The organism is Desulfuromusa ferrireducens, assembly GCF_055389805.1.
In genome coordinates this window covers 1586512-1602843 of sequence record NZ_AP042415.1, presented here as the reverse complement: position 1 = coordinate 1602843, position 16332 = coordinate 1586512, and the positions used below count along the sequence as shown (strand labels likewise).

At 53.0% G+C, this 16332-nt stretch carries 17 protein-coding genes; 11 read left to right on the top strand and 6 right to left on the bottom strand.

Annotated features, from left to right (window positions below; genetic code table 11):
* Positions 1-2 precede the first annotated feature (2 nt).
* A complete protein-coding gene (locus ACZ5PT_RS07250; RefSeq protein WP_464266145.1) occupies positions 3-182 on the bottom strand; it encodes a hypothetical protein in 180 nt (59 codons plus the stop codon).
* Between the two features lie 105 nt (positions 183-287).
* Between ACZ5PT_RS07250 and ACZ5PT_RS07245 the strand changes: the two genes are divergently transcribed.
* The 3 genes from ACZ5PT_RS07245 (at position 288) to ACZ5PT_RS07235 (ending at position 4626) form a co-directional block, all read left to right on the top strand.
* On the top strand, positions 288-1865 hold the full coding sequence (locus tag ACZ5PT_RS07245) for a Ppx/GppA phosphatase family protein (RefSeq protein ID WP_464266144.1): 1578 nt from the start codon (positions 288-290) through the stop codon (positions 1863-1865).
* Entirely contained in the window at positions 1862-2356 is a 495-nt protein-coding gene (locus ACZ5PT_RS07240; protein WP_464266143.1) for a SixA phosphatase family protein, read from the top strand. Before ACZ5PT_RS07245 ends, ACZ5PT_RS07240 begins: the two co-directional genes overlap by 4 nt.
* Positions 2357-2478: 122 nt before the next feature.
* The gene (locus ACZ5PT_RS07235; RefSeq protein WP_464266142.1) at positions 2479-4626 is read left to right on the top strand and encodes a PAS domain S-box protein; all 2148 of its coding nucleotides are present in this window, start codon (positions 2479-2481) and stop codon (positions 4624-4626) included.
* Between the two features lie 142 nt (positions 4627-4768).
* Here the strand turns inward: ACZ5PT_RS07235 and ACZ5PT_RS07230 are convergent, their stop codons facing one another.
* Entirely contained in the window at positions 4769-5770 is a 1002-nt protein-coding gene (locus ACZ5PT_RS07230) for a transglutaminase-like domain-containing protein (RefSeq protein ID WP_464266141.1), read from the bottom strand.
* 281 nt (positions 5771-6051) lie between these two features.
* Here ACZ5PT_RS07230 and ppk2 point away from each other — a divergent pair, with 281 nt between their 5' ends.
* From ppk2 to ACZ5PT_RS07215, 3 genes are all read left to right on the top strand, one after another.
* Positions 6052-6909 (top strand): polyphosphate kinase 2, encoded by an 858-nt coding sequence (gene ppk2 / locus ACZ5PT_RS07225; RefSeq protein WP_464266140.1) that lies wholly within the window; start codon positions 6052-6054, stop codon positions 6907-6909.
* Between the two features lie 89 nt (positions 6910-6998).
* Entirely contained in the window at positions 6999-7769 is a 771-nt protein-coding gene (locus ACZ5PT_RS07220; protein ID WP_464266139.1) for a DUF4350 domain-containing protein, read from the top strand.
* 117 nt (positions 7770-7886) lie between these two features.
* On the top strand, positions 7887-9233 hold the full coding sequence (locus tag ACZ5PT_RS07215) for a M14 family metallopeptidase (RefSeq protein WP_464266138.1): 1347 nt from the start codon (positions 7887-7889) through the stop codon (positions 9231-9233).
* A 51-nt stretch (positions 9234-9284) separates the two neighbouring features.
* Here the strand turns inward: ACZ5PT_RS07215 and ACZ5PT_RS07210 are convergent, their stop codons facing one another.
* Complete coding sequence (locus ACZ5PT_RS07210) at positions 9285-9545, bottom strand: hypothetical protein (RefSeq protein ID WP_464266137.1); 261 nt, start codon at positions 9543-9545, stop codon at positions 9285-9287.
* Here ACZ5PT_RS07210 and ACZ5PT_RS07205 point away from each other — a divergent pair.
* The 5 genes from ACZ5PT_RS07205 (at position 9533) to ACZ5PT_RS07185 (ending at position 13527) form a co-directional block, all read left to right on the top strand.
* Complete coding sequence (locus ACZ5PT_RS07205) at positions 9533-10003, top strand: NfeD family protein (protein ID WP_464266136.1); 471 nt, start codon at positions 9533-9535, stop codon at positions 10001-10003. The two genes, ACZ5PT_RS07210 and ACZ5PT_RS07205, sit on opposite strands and share 13 nt — an antisense overlap.
* Positions 10004-10037: 34 nt before the next feature.
* Entirely contained in the window at positions 10038-10976 is a 939-nt protein-coding gene (locus ACZ5PT_RS07200; protein WP_464266135.1) for an SPFH domain-containing protein, read from the top strand.
* A gap of 283 nt (positions 10977-11259) precedes the next feature.
* Positions 11260-12582: a DEAD/DEAH box helicase gene (locus tag ACZ5PT_RS07195; protein ID WP_464266134.1), complete on the top strand. Its 1323-nt coding sequence runs from the start codon at positions 11260-11262 to the stop codon at positions 12580-12582.
* A 280-nt stretch (positions 12583-12862) separates the two neighbouring features.
* Positions 12863-13264 carry a hypothetical protein gene (locus tag ACZ5PT_RS07190; protein WP_464266133.1) on the top strand — a complete coding sequence of 134 codons (402 nt, stop codon included), beginning with the start codon at positions 12863-12865 and terminating at the stop codon, positions 13262-13264.
* A 50-nt stretch (positions 13265-13314) separates the two neighbouring features.
* Positions 13315-13527, top strand: coding sequence for a hypothetical protein (locus ACZ5PT_RS07185; protein ID WP_464266132.1), 213 nt, complete (start codon positions 13315-13317; stop codon positions 13525-13527).
* A gap of 96 nt (positions 13528-13623) precedes the next feature.
* On the opposite strand, the gene ACZ5PT_RS07180 is transcribed toward ACZ5PT_RS07185, so the two are convergent.
* From ACZ5PT_RS07180 to ACZ5PT_RS07170, 3 genes are all read right to left on the bottom strand, one after another.
* Positions 13624-14697: a GTP pyrophosphokinase gene (locus ACZ5PT_RS07180; protein ID WP_464266131.1), complete on the bottom strand. Its 1074-nt coding sequence runs from the start codon at positions 14695-14697 to the stop codon at positions 13624-13626.
* Between the two features lie 220 nt (positions 14698-14917).
* Positions 14918-15052, bottom strand: a complete 135-nt coding sequence (locus tag ACZ5PT_RS07175; protein WP_464266130.1) for a hypothetical protein — start codon at positions 15050-15052, stop codon at positions 14918-14920.
* 298 nt (positions 15053-15350) lie between these two features.
* On the bottom strand, positions 15351-16292 hold the full coding sequence (locus ACZ5PT_RS07170; protein ID WP_464266129.1) for a transposase: 942 nt from the start codon (positions 16290-16292) through the stop codon (positions 15351-15353).
* Positions 16293-16332: the final 40 nt, after the last annotated feature.

Here is a 16332-nt window from a genome sequence, read left to right as displayed (position 1 = left end):
GACTACTTCTTCTTTTTCTTCTCCTTTTTATCCTTTTTGTCCTTCTTCTCCGCCTCGTTTGCCGCATCCAGCTTCACCGGCTTGCAGGCATGGCTCTTTTTTTTCACCGCTGCACCACACTTGTCACAAGCAAATTTGGCCTCGGTCTTCTTCGTTTCCGACTCCCCTTTACAACACCCCATGACGTAAACCTCCAGACAACGTTTCGAACCTGTAGTATATTTGTAGTTGCGACCAAGCTATTTATTACCAAATTCGTCTGTTTTTGACAAGGGGCTTTCAATCGAATGAAAACCACCATCCAAATCGATCCATTAATCACACCCACCGATAGCCCGCCCAGATTAGCGGCGATCGATATCGGCACCAACTCGATCCGCTGTATTGTCGTTGAGGTTGACCGGCAGGAAAACTTCCGCGTGCTTGATGATGAAAAAGCCTCGGTCCGCCTCGGCAAAGGAATGAACGAGAGCGGCAGCATTTCGGCAGAAGCCGGCCAGCGCGCCATCAGCGCCTTGCAACGGATGCAAAAGATCAGCAACGGCCTGGGTGCCGAGGTCATCGACGTGGTTGCCACCAGTGCGGTGCGCAAAGCCCGCAATCGGGAAGCGTTTATCCATCAGGTCAAGGAAGAAACCGGTCTGCATATCCAGATTATCAATGGCGAGCAGGAAGCCGAACTGGCCAGACTCAGCGTTCAGCACAATTTTTCCCTGGAAAACCAGCGCTATGCCATTGCCGACATCGGTGGCGGCAGCGTTGAAATAATTGTCGCCACCGGACAACATAGCGAAACCGTCCTCTCACTGGAATTGGGCGCGGTCTTTTTGACGGAAAAATTTATCCAGCAAGATCCGATCGATGACCAGGAATTCCGCAAGCTGCGCAAGCATATCCGCAAAAGCCTCAAGGCTCACGGCATTGGCGAAGGCCTGCCGGTCGCCAGCCTGATCGGCTCCGGCGGAACCATGACCAACATCGGCAGCATGGTGATGGCGATGCGTGGCGAACAATACGAGTCGGTCCATCGCTACGAGGTGCTGCGCTCCGAAGTGATCCACCTGCTGGCCATGCTGTCCCGCTCAACCCACAAAGAACGCATGAGTATTCCAGGGCTCAACCCGGAGCGAACCGACATCATTCTCGCCGGAATCGTACTCGCCGACGAACTGATGCGCCGCTGTCGCTCCAACCTACTACAGATCAACGCGCAGGGCATCCGCGAAGGGTTGATCCTGCAAGGGCTGCAAAAACGCGGCCTGCTTCCGGAATCCCCACGGCCGCGTGATTGGCGCAGCGCGGTGATCGACTTCGGCCGTTCCTGTCACTTTGATGAACGCCATGCGCTGCAGGTCACACGCCTGGCCGGAAAAATCTATACGACCATCGACAAACAACTGCATCTGCCACAGCGGTGCGCGGAACTGCTCGAAGCCGCTGCCCTGCTGCACGATATCGGTTACTTCATCAACTACGACCGCCACCACAAGCACACCTACCATCTGATTCGGCACGGCAATATTTTCGGCTTCGATCCGCACGAGCGGGAACTGATCGCTAACATCGCCCGCTATCATCGCAAAGCAAAACCGAAAAAGGCGCATGAGAACTTTTCCCGCCTGACCAGCGCAGACCAGAATCTGGTGCGTAAGCTGGGTGGGATTCTGCGCCTCGCCGACGGACTCGACCGGCGACGCAACAGCAGCATCAAAAAAATTAAGTGTCGCTTGCAAAACGGCACAATGACTCTAAAGTTGATCGGACCCGGCGATCTGTCCGTCGAAGGCTATGGCGCCAGAAGCAAGGGGGATCTGTTCGAAGCCGCGTTCGGCATCCAGCTTGAAATCGGCACGGAGGAGGAATGAAAAAGCTCACCCTGATTCGACACGCCAAATCGGACTGGAACGCTGCCGCCGCCAGCGACTTCGAACGCACCCTCAACGGGCGCGGTAAAAAAGCCGCGCCGCTGATCGGTCAACGCCTGGCGCAGCGCGGCTGTGACCCGGATGTATTAATCTGCAGCTCGGCCGAACGCGCCCGGCAGACGGCAAAAAAAATCGCCCTGGAAATTGATTATCCCGAAGGTGAAATTGAATATTGTCTGGAGATTTACGAAGCCAGCCGAGGGACCCTGATCAACCTGATTCAGGGCCTCGAAGACAGCAACGAAGAGGCGATCCTCATCGGCCACAACCCCGGATTTTCCGAGCTTGGAGAGTGGCTCACCGCTGAAGCTCCCGACTGGCTGCCGACCTGCGGGCTGCTGGAACTGGAATTGCCGATCAAACACTGGTCACAAGTAACTGAAGACTGCGCCCGCCTGCGGTACTATGATTATCCGAAGAAAGCGCAGTAACCTCGGTCGTTGCAACGCCCCCCCCCCCATAACCCTGCCCATGGGGCGAAAGACATAGACTCAGAGATGACTGTGTCTTTACCTTATGTTCTTCGATTTCTCAGTCTTAGGGATAGTATCCGATGACTAAATTGATGCGCCTCAGTTTCCTGTTTTTACTTTTTCTGTCTCTACCGATAACGGGTGAATGTCAGGCGCGCAATTTACCTGGCGGCGGAGAGGCCCCCGCTGAACAATACCAGATTCTGGTGCTTGATGCTTACCCACGCGGCCTACCGATCCCGGAAAGTATTAACAGGGGAATTTTGGCTGCGTTGAGAGAGAAAGGCTTCAGCGTCGGTGATGTTTTCATAGAGCACCTCGATTTCGCCCGTACGCCAACCTCAGAGCATCGCAGCAACATTGTCAAACTGCTCCGGCATAAACTGGCAGAAAAACATATCACAATGGTTATCTCCATCGGAGCTCCGGCCACCGACTTCATGGCTCGGGAAGGGAAAAAACTGTTCCCCGCTGCCGCCGTTCTGTCAATAATTTCTCCCAACCATCAAATCTTGAGTCGTAGCTATGCCAGGGCGATAAATATTCCCTGGCGGGTTGACCCCGCCGGCACCCTGAGAGTTGCGCTCGGTCTCTACCCTAAAACACAGCGGGTCTTTGTGGTGACTGGGGCGAACGACAACATTCTGCCGTTTCTGGATTTTGCGAAAAAGGAATTTTCTGCATGGCAGGGGACTCTGGAGTTTGAATACAGTAATGAAATGACCTACGGTCAAATGCTACGCCGCATTGCCGCGCTCCCCAAAGAGACCATCGTCATCTACTCCCCCTTCTTTACTGACACGACCGGGCGCACATTCGTCCCCGCCGAGGTTGTCGCCAAGGTCTGCGAAGTTGCCAACGCCCCGGTTTTTGCCACCCTGGAAGAATACTTGGGGCTCGGCATTATCGGTGGCTCATTGCTGAGAACGGAGGATGTCGGCCGGCGGGCCGGAACGGCCGCGTTCAACTATCTCCATGGCCACCTCCGACTGGTAGCTCCGGTAACAACCTTAGAAGCGACCCCATTGATCGAGTTCGACTGGCGCACACTTACCCATTGGAAAGCGGATAAGTCCAAACTTCCCCAAGAAAGTATCTTTATCAACCGCCCACTTACACTATGGGGGCAATACAAAACCCAAGTTATCACCGCGGCAGCTGCTTTTCTGCTCTTGACGGTCCTGCTCTTTGCCTTGTTGCTCCTGAACCGTCGCCTAAAACGGGCAAAAGAAGTGGCAACCCAGAGCGAAGAGCGCTTCAGGGTGATGATAGAGCGTGCTCCCGAGGCGATCATCATCTATGACATCGATCTTAAGCTGATCGTTGATGCCAACTCCAAGGCAGAGCAGTTCTTTGGCTGTAGGCGGGAGGAACTGCTACAGGGAGGACCGGAACGATTCTATTCGGCCGACCAACCGGACCACGAAGCCGCTGCCGAGAGCATGGAGGAAGTAAATTCACGCGCCATGGCAGGTGAGGAACTGGTATTTGAACGATCCATCCACAGCGCTGACGGCACGAAACGGACCTGCGAAGTCAGGGTCGTACAGTTACCCTACCGGGATAAAAAATTACTGCGTGGCAGCTTCATCGATATCACCGAACGCAAGCAGGCGTTGGAAGACCTGCATGAAACTCGCAGTATGCTTCAGGCCGCGATGGACCAGAGTCCGGCGGGGATCGCAATCGCCGATGCCCCTGATGGCAAGTTGCGCTATGTCAACGCGGCAGGGTTGTTTCTTCGTGGCAATGACCGCGTGTCCAGCGAAATAGATGGGGGAGCCGAGCACAATATGGGGAGCTGGCAACTTCTGGATCTCGACGGCAGGCCACTCAAGACCGATGAAGTCCCCCTCACCCGGGCGATCATGTTCGGCGAAAGCTGTAACCGGGAATTCATAGCAAGAAGAGCCAATAATGATGACCATATTGTGCTGGGCAAAGCCGCCCCCATCCGCAATAAGGCAGGAGAGATTGTCGCGGGAATCATAGTCCTTGACGATATCACTGAGCGCAAACGAACAGAATTAGAGCTCCGCAGGCATAAGGAAAACCTTGATGCCCTGGTCGCAGAGCGGACGGCCGATCTGCATAAATCCCTAAGACTTATGTCTGGGCGAGAAATCAGAATGGCTGAACTGAAAGTGGTCATAAAAAAGCTACGAGCGCAACTGTTAGAGGCTGGCATCAATCCGATTGAAAATGACCCTCTCGACCCCAAGCAATGAATATACGTTATCCCAAAAGTCGAACTTTAGGCCGATCGAAAAATTACCATTGGCCGCCTCTCCGCAGCGAAAACCCCTCTACCTGATCTCGATTGGCGCAAAAACAACCAGGGGCGCCCCGATATGGTGCCCCTGGTCTATTTTATTGCTCCCAATGGATGGAGTATTTAAATGTTTCCGGATCAAGCCAATCGAGGGTTTCACCACCAACCTGGGCAAACGGGTACATCAGATAGTTGATGACCGGGCCTTGCAGCGGCGGATTCAATTGCAGATCGCGCCCTTCGCTGAGGCGAATACGGAACTGGTCGACCCGCCCCCAGTAATAGTCACGCAGTTCGGCAATCGCCGGAGCTCCCAGCGGCAGCTGTTGTTTCAGCATCGCCTTACGCACATCGGCCGGATCGACCGGCACCCAACCGTAGCCGGGCAGGTAAAATTCAGCCCAGCAATGTTGCCAGCCAGTCACATCCTGCTTGTCCTTTTTGCCGCTGCGAATCCCGAGAATTTCCCGCGTCGGCACACCGGCCGCCCGCGCCAGGGCGACGTAGATCGAACTGATATCTGCACATTTTCCGCCGGGACGGCGCAACAAAGAGGTGACATCGCCCAGCCCGCAACCGCGCGTCTCCGGATCACGAAAGGTGTTCTCCACCGTCCAGTCATAAACCGCCCGGGCCTTTTCCAGGATTCCAGTCTTACCGGCGGTGATTGCCTCGGCAAGCGTTTTAACTTCGCCAGTCACCGGCCCGAGGGTGGTCGGCGCCAGGTAAAGAGCGAAATTGCTGACATCGTAAGGCGCTTCAACGGTGGGGAAATCCCGCTTGATCTGCTCTTGCCGCTGCGCGTGAAAAGTCAGAGTCAAGTGACGCGGCTTGACCCCGGCGGCCCAATGAACATAGAGCATCGGCACGCCTAAGGTACGTTCCGTATAAACAGCGGCAGTTGAGTAATTGCCATTCCAACTAAGTTGACTGATCTGTTGCTCGTTATCCGAAACCGGATAGGGAATCCAAAGTTCAGCCTTTTGCTCCGCTGGGTGAGCGGACAAATCAAACGTCCAAGTAAAATTTCCCGACTGAATTGCGGCAGACGCCGGCAGCGCAACCAGCAGGGCGATCGCCAAAAGCAGCAGTTGTTTCATTCTTTGTCTCCCGAAGGGTTGTTGAGTTTCGGGCTAAGGTATCTGTGACTCGAGCTTAAGTCCAATCGATAATATCGATAAAAGCGATTCTAAGGATTGGTTTTTTAAATTTCGATGTGCATAGGTCCCGTATTCTCTGCTAAAAAATCACCGTTAAAAGCAGCTGGCGTTTTACCCATGGGTTAGTCGTCGAGCCAACCTGTCTAGGTCGTAGGCCCTTTAATTTCAGTAAATTTCGGTTAAAGTATTTAAATACTCTCTACTTTAACCGGGAGAAATTGATGGCTACCGATAAAAAAAACCCGCGAAAAAACACCGCCGCTAAAGCCAAACGCCGAGCAGCTGACCGGGCCACCCCGAAAAGAACCATCAGCAACAAAGACTACGAACGGGCATTGGCCAAACTTCAGGTCGAGCTGGTCAAGTTGCAGGAGTGGATCAAACATGAAAATCTCAAAGTGGTGGTGATTTTTGAAGGCCGCGATGCTGCCGGCAAGGGGGGCGCCATCAAACGGATCACCGATGGGCTCAGCCCGCGCGTCGCTCGGGTGGTCGCCTTGCCGGCGCCGACCGAACGGGAATCGACCCAGTGGTATTTTCAACGTTACGTCCAACATCTGCCGGCCACCGGTGAAATGGTGCTGTTCGACCGCAGCTGGTACAACCGCGCCGGGGTGGAGAAGGTGATGGGTTTTTGCAGCGAGGACGAGCATGCCGAGTTTTTGCGCGCCTGCCCCGAGTTTGAGCGGATGCTGGTACGCAGCGGCATCATTTTGATCAAATACTGGTTTTCCGTCTGCAACGAAGAACAGGAGCGGCGCTTCCAAAAACGGATTCATCACCCGACCAAACGCTGGAAACTCAGTCCGATGGATCTGGAGTCGCGTTCGCGCTGGGTCGAGTACTCCATCGCCAAGGACGAAATGTTCGCCCACACCGACATCAAGCAGGCGCCCTGGTACGTGGTAGACGGTGATGTGAAAAAACGCGCCCGTCTCAACGTTATCAGTCATCTGTTGAGCATGATTTCCTATCAGGACCTGACCCCGGAACCGATCGAGCTACCACCGCGCCAGGAAGAGATCGGCTACGTCAGGCCACCACTGTCGGACCAGAATTTCATCCCGGAAATCTACTGAGTTGTCCTGCTTGCAGCCGCAGAATCTTCTTGACTCTGCGGTGTTTCTCCTTAAAGATAACCGCAATCGTCACCTTTAAGGAGAAAACCATGCGCCTGCCTACCCTGCTTTGTTTGTTACTGTTGCTCCCGTTCTCAGCCTTAGCCGATGCACCACGCCTATTGTTCGACCAGGGACATCGCCAAGCGTTTGTCATCGAACAGGACGGCCCACTGCAATTAAGTCGGCTGTCCAACCTTTTCCAACTGCAGGGTTGGCAGGTTGACGGCAGCCGCGAAGAGTTGACCGAGCCAAAACTGGCTGCGGTCGATGCGCTGATCATCTCCGGGGCTTTCCACCCGTTAAGCCCGACGGAGATCGATGTCGTGCTCGGCTACCTGCAAGGCGGAGGCAAGCTGGCAGTCATGATCCATATCGGTCAGCCGCTGTTACCGCTGCTGCACAGGTTGGGGGTTGATGTCGGCAGCCGGGTGATCAACGAAAAGCAGAACCAGCCGAACGGCAAGACCATCGATTTTTCCGTCAACAGCTTCAAGCAGCACCCGCTGACTAGCGGAGTGCAGAAATTTACCATTTACGGTGGCTGGCCATTACGGGTTTTTGAACAACAGGGCAAACCACTTGCCAGCAGCAGCCCGCATGCCTGGGTCGACCTGAATCAAGACAAAAAACTCACCAAAGCCGACCTGATGAGTTCTTTCGACGTTTTAATTTCCGGGGATTACGGTCGCGGTAGCTTTGCGGTATTCGCCGATGACGCAATTTTCCAGAATCAGTTTCTGCGCGGAGGCAATCAAGCCTTGGCCGAAAACCTGAGCCGCTGGCTGAAGCCGACAGGAAGAGCACAGGTCGAGATCTGAATCGACGCGCTAACGCCGCGACCGTGCGGCGATTAAATTTTATCTTCGTTCCGATCTGGGCTATATTGTTTCGTTAGCAACAAATGACGACCCCTTTGACGGATAAGACCACAACAAATGAAAAGAACCCTGCTTTTCCTGCTGATGCTGCTGTTGCCTGCGCAACTGCTGGCCTTTGACTTTACCCTGCACCGCTTGCAAGGCCAGCAGAGCGGACCGACGCTGCTGGTGGTCGGTGGCATTCAGGGCGATGAACCGGGCGGCTTTAACGCCGCAGCACTCCTGGCGACCCACTACCGGATGGAGCAGGGCAACCTCTGGGTCGTGCCGAACCTCAACTTCCCCAGCATCCTGCAACGCTCTCGCGGCATTCATGGCGACATGAACCGAAAGTTCGACACCCTGCCGGAGTCGGACCCCGAATACCACCAGATCGAGCGGATCAAAAAAATCATCATCGATCCTGAGGTTGATCTGGTTTTCAACCTGCACGACGGCAGTGGCTATTACCATCCGACCCACATCAACCGCCTGCGCAACCCCGATCGTTGGGGGCAGAGCTGTATCATCGATCAAAGCGAACTTCCGGGGCGCCGCTTCGGCAACCTGGAAGAGTTGGCCGACACGGCGGTCACGCGGGTCAATGCGGCCGCACTTTCAGCGCAACACCACTTTCACCTCAAAAACTCTAAAACGGCCATCAGCGATACGGAAATGAAACAGTCGCTGACTTATTATGCGGTGCGCAACAACAAGCCGGCCTTCGGCATCGAAGCGAGTAAAAGCTTTGCCACCCACATCCGGGCCTTCTATCTGCTGACCGCCCTGGAAGCCTACATGGATCAGGTCGGCCTACGTTTCAGCCGTGATTTCGAGCTGACCCCACAGGGGGTCAAACAAGCACTGAATGAAAATGTACTGGTTTCCTTCGGTGCTGGTCGTATTCAACTGGAACTGAACAACCTGCGCCCGACGCTCAATTATTTCCCCCTGCCCAAAGCAGCCACCATTGACTTCAGCTCCAACAACCCGCTGGTCGCGGTCCTGCCGAACCGCAACAGCTACCGGATCCACTATGGCAACAACCGCCTGGCCTTTCTCAATCCGCAGTATTTTGACTACGATGAAAGCCTGCAGGGAGTTGAAATGCTGGTCGATGGGAAGCTGCAACAGGTCGCGTTCGGCGCAACTATCCCCGTCGCCAAGGATTTTCTGATTCGCGGTAAGCGGGGGTACCGGGTCAACGTGATCGGTTTCCAAAAACGCGGCGGCGGCAGCGAAAGCGATCTCACCATCGCCAAACAACAGATCACCGACAGCTTTTCCATCGACAATGGTGGCAAAATTTTCCGTGTGGAAGTCTATCGGCAAAATCTCTTCAGTGGCATGGTGCTGGTCGACTTCCGACAGCAGAAACAGAAAAAGGAGCTGCTTGTCGCTCAGACAACTCCCAAAAAAAGATAATGATCTGCGCACCTTCTGCGATGTTTCTATCTGCTTGTCGCTGAGGATAATTCAAGCTATAGTCCAGCAAAGTTCCAACGCTTGGTTTACTGGCGGAGTGACCATGGCAAAAAAATAATAGCTTTCGCTAAATACAAAGCGCTGCTGTTGGCAAAATGTCGACCGGCGTTTTTTTTGTCCTGCGTTGGTCACAAAATAGAAAGCGCCGCAGATCAGTCGCAACCATTGCTTATGCATTGCAAAATAGGTCACGAAGAAATTCCCCTGAGAATAGTTCAGGAACTTAAAAGGAGTCTGCTTTGCCCATTTCACTCTATCTCATTTGGTTTCTAATCGGTATTGGCTTTCTGATTGGGGAAATGGTGGTCCCCGGTTTTATCCTGATCTTCTTTACCGCCGGCAGTTGGATTGTCGCCGGGACGGTCTTTTTTCTCCCGGAATTAGCACTGACCAGCCAGATAATCATCTTCATGGTCTCATCTCTGGTTTTGCTTTTCACCCTGCGCCGCTACGGCTTGAACACCTTTAAGGGACAAAGCAAAACCGAGGTGGATGACGAATTTTCCAAGATCGGTCAAAAAGCCGTGGTGACCGAAGCGATTGATCGGGATGGTTACGGTGAAATCCAGCTGGACGGAACCTTTTGGCGCGCCACCGCTGAGGTTCTGATCGATAAAGGCCAGCGGGTTATCGTTGAGGGGCAGGAGGCGAATAACAGTCTGGTCCTGAAAGTTAAGCCGCTGACAAACCACACAGAAAATCAGTCTTAGCCCTTTTTCTCACCGTTTAGGTAGAGGAGTAAAAATGTTGACACCCGGAATAATTATTTTTGCCGTTTTGGCGATCTTTGTCGTTATCGTTCTGGTTAAAACCGCTGTTGTTGTCCCGCAACGGATGGAGTTCATCGTCGAACGGCTCGGCAAGTACAGTAAAACCCTCGGCGCCGGCTTTCACATCCTGGTCCCTTTTCTCGATCGCGTTGCCTATCGGCGTTCGTTAAAAGAAGTTGTGATCGACGTTCAGAGCCAAACCTGTATTACTGCCGATAACATCAGCATCGCCGTCGACGGCGTGCTTTACATGCAGGTCATGGACAGCAAGAAATCTGCCTATGGCATTGATAACTATGAAGTTGCCGCTGCGCAGTTGGCACAAACCTCTCTACGCTCGGTTATCGGCAAGATCGAACTGGATAAAACCTTTGAAGAACGGGATACGCTGAACCAGCAGATTGTTGCCGCAATTGACGCTGCCGCGACCAACTGGGGGATCAAGGTGCTGCGCTATGAAATCAAAGATCTGACCCCGCCGCAAAGCGTCATGCAGGCGATGGAAGCGCAAATGAAGGCGGTTCGTGAAAAACGCGCCGCGATCGCCACCTCTGAGGGTGATCGGGATTCACGGGTCAACCGGGCAAAAGGCTTGAAGGAGGAGGCGATTGCCATCTCTGAGGGTGAAATGACCAAGCAGATTAATGAGGCTAAGGGTAAAGCTCAAGAGATCGAGTTGGTGGCCGAGGCAACCGCCAAGGGTGTCAAGCTGATCGCTGAAGCCCTGAATACCGAGGGCGGAGGCATGGCTGCGAATCTGCGAGTGGCCGAGCAATACGTCAAGGAGTTCGGCAAGCTGGCCAAAGAAAGTAATACCATGCTGATTCCTACCAATATGGGGGATATGGCAGGCATGGTGGCGACCGCAATGTCGATTGTCGGAAAAACCAAATCCGTGACTGCAGGCAACTAACCCCAGCAGTTAAAGCCAATAATCAGCAGGCAAAAACCACGCAGCGGCCCAACCGGATTTCCGGTTCGGGCCGTTGTCTATTTCGGCTCAGTTGCATCTATCAGCCAACCTCTGCTATAGTAAGCAAATCTCGGTGCCCATCGGTCGGCACCTGTTAGTGTCCTCGGTAGTTTCGTTACAACCTTCCCCTGACACCAAGATCAGCGTTTCCAGCCTAAGACCGTTCCCTTGCTTATTAACGCATAGGATGGGCCGGTTTCCATTTCGGAGTTCAATATATTTCATGACGTTTAACGATCTCGGCCTTTCAGCCGAACTGCTTCGTGCTGTGTCCGATCAAGGCTACAGCCAGCCCACTCCTATCCAAGCCAAGTCCATCCCCATCGTACTCGAAGGCCGCGATGTCTTGGCTGGCGCACAGACCGGGACCGGCAAAACTGCCGGTTTCACCCTGCCCCTATTGCAACTTTTAAATGCTAAAAAACCTTCCGGTGGCAAGCGTCCGGTTCGTGCCTTGGTGCTCACCCCGACCCGCGAACTGGCTGCCCAAGTGGCAGAAAGCGTCGCTACTTACGGTAAGCACCTGCCGCTGCGCTCAGCGGTTATTTTCGGTGGTGTCAATATCCGCCCGCAGATCGCGACCCTGCGCCAGGGGATCGATATCCTGGTGGCAACACCCGGACGGCTGCTGGATCATGTCGGTCAGAAAACCCTCGATCTGTCCCAAGTGGAAATCCTGGTGCTGGACGAAGCCGACCGGATGCTCGACATGGGTTTTATCCATGACATCCGTAAAGTGCTCGCCCTGTTACCCAAGCAGCGCCAGAATCTGCTTTTTTCCGCCACCTTTTCCGAAGATATCAAACGCCTGGCCGATGGCCTGCTCAACGCGCCGACCCTTATTGAGGTCGCACGACGCAACACCGCGGCGGAGAGTGTCGGTCAAGTCGTTCACCATGTCGACAAAGCCCGCAAGCGTGCCCTGCTCGCCCACCTGATCAGCTCACACAACTGGCAACAAGTGCTGGTCTTTACCCGCACCAAACACGGCGCCAATCGACTTGCCGGACAGTTGCAAAAGGATGGCATCAACTCCGCTGCGATTCACGGCAATAAAAGCCAGGGGGCCCGGACCAAAGCACTGGCTGATTTTAAGCGCGGTGCCGTCCGTGTGCTGGTCGCAACCGATATCGCCGCCCGTGGTCTCGACATCGAACAATTGCCGCATGTGGTCAACTACGAACTACCGAATGTCTCCGAAGACTATGTCCACCGTATCGGTCGGACCGGTCGGGCTGGCAACGAAGGACAGGCCGTTTCGCTGGTTTCGGTGGACGAGCATAAACTGCTCGGCGATATTGAGCGACTGCTCAAACGCAAAGTGCCTAAGGTGATTATCAAAGGCTACGAAGTTGACCCGTCGATTAGACCAGAACCGATTAAGAACGGCCGCCAAAATCCTACGCCGAACAAAGCTAAAAAGAGCCCCCAGGGTGGCAAATTCAGACCGCAAAGCGGCCGCAATTCCGCAGCCTCGAAACCGAGAAGCGGTCATAGCGGTGCGCCAGGCAAGGCAAAACCTAACCGCATAGCGACATCCGGCTGAGAATCGATACCCTCTTCGGCAGGTCGAGAATTTTCCCGGCCTGCCGGTAGCTTTTATTCATAAAGTGGCGTAATATGGTGGATGGCACGATCACTACTACCCATCTTTCAAACCACTGCCCCTTCGAGTCGTACAGATAATAAAATTACGGCCTGAAGCGATCCGCCGGTCGTGCCGGGTTTTCAAGCACGTCAAGGGTCAAGCCTGCACCTAGATTCCAGTAATTACCCTGGTTTTTATCGGACGCAACTTGGCAAAATCCAAGCAAGGGAGTACCGCGATGCAAAGCACCACGCTTTCGGCCGGCGATCCAATCGAAGCCCGCTGCACCAAATGCCGCAAGAATAATGACCATACCATCATCACCATGGGCGAAGAGCTTCCCGAGAAAGTGCAATGCAGCGTCTGTAGTCGTCAGCACAAATACCGGCCACCCACCGTACCCAAAAAGCCCGCGACTCGCCAAGCCGCCCCGAGAGATGCTGACCGTAAAGCATGGCTGGCCCTGCAACCAAGTATGGACAGCGCCAAGGCAAAAACTTATTCGATGACCGAAGCCTACAAGGTCAAGTCGCTGATAAGCCACCCGTCTTTCGGCCTCGGAATGGTGCAACGCATCCTCGGCTCACAGAAGGTTGAGGTCCTCTTTGAGGACGGCAGAAAGACCATGCGCTGTAAATAGAGCAGACGAACGGCAGTAATCGATGTAGAAAACAGCTGAAAAGAGACGAAATGAACATCTGTACCCAGTGTGAAGACCAAGTAAAAAAAACACGCAATGGAAAACCGCATGAACATTTAGCTAAAATAGATGAGTGCCGGGTTTTCAAAGGAAAAAAACCGCGCGGCTTCGAAGAGCAGGATTACCAGTGCCAGGAGTGTGAATCTAAATTCACTCACAGTACTGACAATAATGATCTGGCGTGGACCTTGTGGCGGGGATAAGTCACTGATAGTCATTCCGATGTCAGGCAACAAACAAGGGCAGGCTGCCATAGCCTGCCCTGTTTTTATCAACCCCGCGCAATTGAGCAAAAAACACTAGCCCCCAATCGCCTTTAGCCAACTATCAAAACGCTCCCTCGGTCCAGTCGATAAAATTCGCCCGAAAGTATTCCTATCATAGAGGTACAGACAGTGCCGGATTGCAGTGTAGGGGCTGAAGGTATTCTCAGGATTTTCGACGATAAATTCATCACGATACTCTCTGACAATTTTTAAATTCTCGAGCAGGCTTTTATGCAGATCTGAGCGTTTAAATTCATGGTCCAGTTTCAGGATGACCTGAACAAAGTGGTCAACCTTGTAATCTTCGAACTCAAAATCTTTGAAAAAATGTCCCGCGACGCGCAAAAAATTGAATGCGTTGATGGTTTTCCCACAGGCGACCGTCGATGTTTCATCGCTCGTTTCACCGCTATCAGTCAACGAATCGCCGAGAACGTCCACCGTCGCCTGCTGCATTAATTCCCGGGTCGCATTGCGAATTTCCTTGAACTCCCGGTCAGCCAACTCGAACAACGCAGAAAGAACATTAATCCGCCGTTTCAAATCAATGGGGATCGATTTTTTATACTTAATTTTGTGATCCAGCACACTCCAGGCATCCTGAATCAAAGATCTGATCTGGACTTCAAAGGAGAGCTCGGCAAACATTTGATATCTCGCTGAAGAAACCATTGCCTCGCTCGGTGCCAGGTCCATATGCAGCCCCTTATAGCCAAACGAATCCTCAGTGCTTTCAACGGCGGCAATCTTATCGGTGACATCAATTGTTCTAAAATGATCCTGTAGCACCTCTGAAACGACGGCAATCTGATCTTCGTAAAGACAGATGATGCGGATACCGATCAGATCGGTCAGATAGTCTTTGATCCGGTAAGGTTTTTCGGCGGCTTCAAGCTTACTCTGATATTTGCGCTGAAACTTTTTAACGCACTCCTCTTTATCTTTGATTCGGCCTTCGATTTTTGTCACTTCGCCAACATCAGACTGCTTTATCAGTGCATTGATGGCACGAATATAGGCATTCTTGGCCTCCTCAAAAAGAGGCCTATTACTGTCGTAAAAGTCATGAAAGTGACGTTTTTCACGTTCGAAATCCAGAGAGGCCAAAAGACACTCCTTCCTCATTTAATTAAATAATAGCAGGAAGTTTGGTTACGGAAAGGCAGGAAGGCGAACACAGGCCGCTTCTGCCCGTTGTAGACGAACAAAAAAATCCCGGCAACCAGCCAGCAGCGCTACCGCTTTACTTGCCTGGTTGCCAATACGCGATCTCGTGAAACATAGGATGGTGGGATCAAGCGATACGCAGAAAAAACTCTTTGCCCCGCTACTCTTGCTCAGGTGTCTCTTCGGCACTTTTCTCACTCTCTTCCAATTTACGCTTTTTCTTTTCTTCCTTTTTGGCCTTTTTAGCAATTTCTTTCTGGCGCTTTTCAAAGTCATAATTTGGTTTTCTGGCCATGTTTTGTTTCCCCTTTAATTGGCATTCAAACTCGCTCAAACCTGCTTTCAGCGAACAAGTATTTTTGCCGTGAAGTCCGATAGATCAACAGTATCGCCTAAAAAATAAAAACACACGCCCAAGTGGACCTGTGTTTCTAACCGAACCGACAAGCGGTCAATTTGGCGAGGGACGAATACCATACACAAACTAGCTTAAGAACGCTCACCGTAGCACTGCCGGGTTTTGAAAAGCAAGAGCTAAATCCCCATGAGAATGGGCAGTTAAAAGACTTTATAAATCCATTGCTTCGATTGCCTCAACGCCGCACCCGGTTGAGCAGTTTCTGATATTTATCCGCAACCTGCGCTTCCCGTTTCGCCTTCAACTGCAAGCGCCGCACCGCGGAACTCAATGAAGAGACATCACGCCCCAACTGTTCCCCCAATGCGGTGAGAGTAGCGCAGCCGGTTTCCAGAAACAGCCAGGCCAGATAAGCGCGAGCTTCGGCACAAAGGCGGTTTTTCCCCGGTGCGGAGACCTCCTCTTCGCTCAATTTGTAACGCTCGAGAACAATGCGCACGACCTTTTCCGGATTAAGCTTCGGCTGATATTTCTGCCGCGACAGTTTCATTACACCGCGGACGAATTCTTCATCACCGAGAATCCGTGGATCAATCTCACCGCCACGGCAGAAATCGACCGGTTCAGACCGAGCCAACCCTTCGTTGACATAACTGTGAAATTTCATCAAGGCGCGAATGCCAGTGTCTTCGATCTGCAAGAAAGGTCGTTCCGTCTCGAGCCAAAGGACTTTTTCCCGTCCGCAGTAGGCACGATGGCTGGACCAGGAAAAACGCATCGGATCGGTCTCGACGCCATTGCGAACCGGAGCCAGATGGACCTCGCGCACCAAGTTGAGCAGATACAGCTCCGGATCGACCAGAATTGCCTTGTAGCGGCCCTGAAACAGATGACCGGCTTGCGCGTGCCAGTCATTAAACCAACGGGTGTAGCGGAAGCCGAGCTGCTGCATAACGCGGGAAAGCGGTACCTCATCGACCTCGATCACCAGTTGCAGGTAGGTTGCATGCAAACAGTAGGCATAGACCTTGTGACCGAACTTTTCGATGCCTTCCTGAATCAACAATAAAAAACGGGTGCGGTCGGTATCATCACGGAAAACCGGCTGATTGCCATTGCCATGCAAGGTGACATGATAAACGGCACCGGGAAAATGCAGCCGAGGTTTACGTGCCATGAAAGGCCCTCCATAAAAAGTTAAATTACAAGCCTGCCCC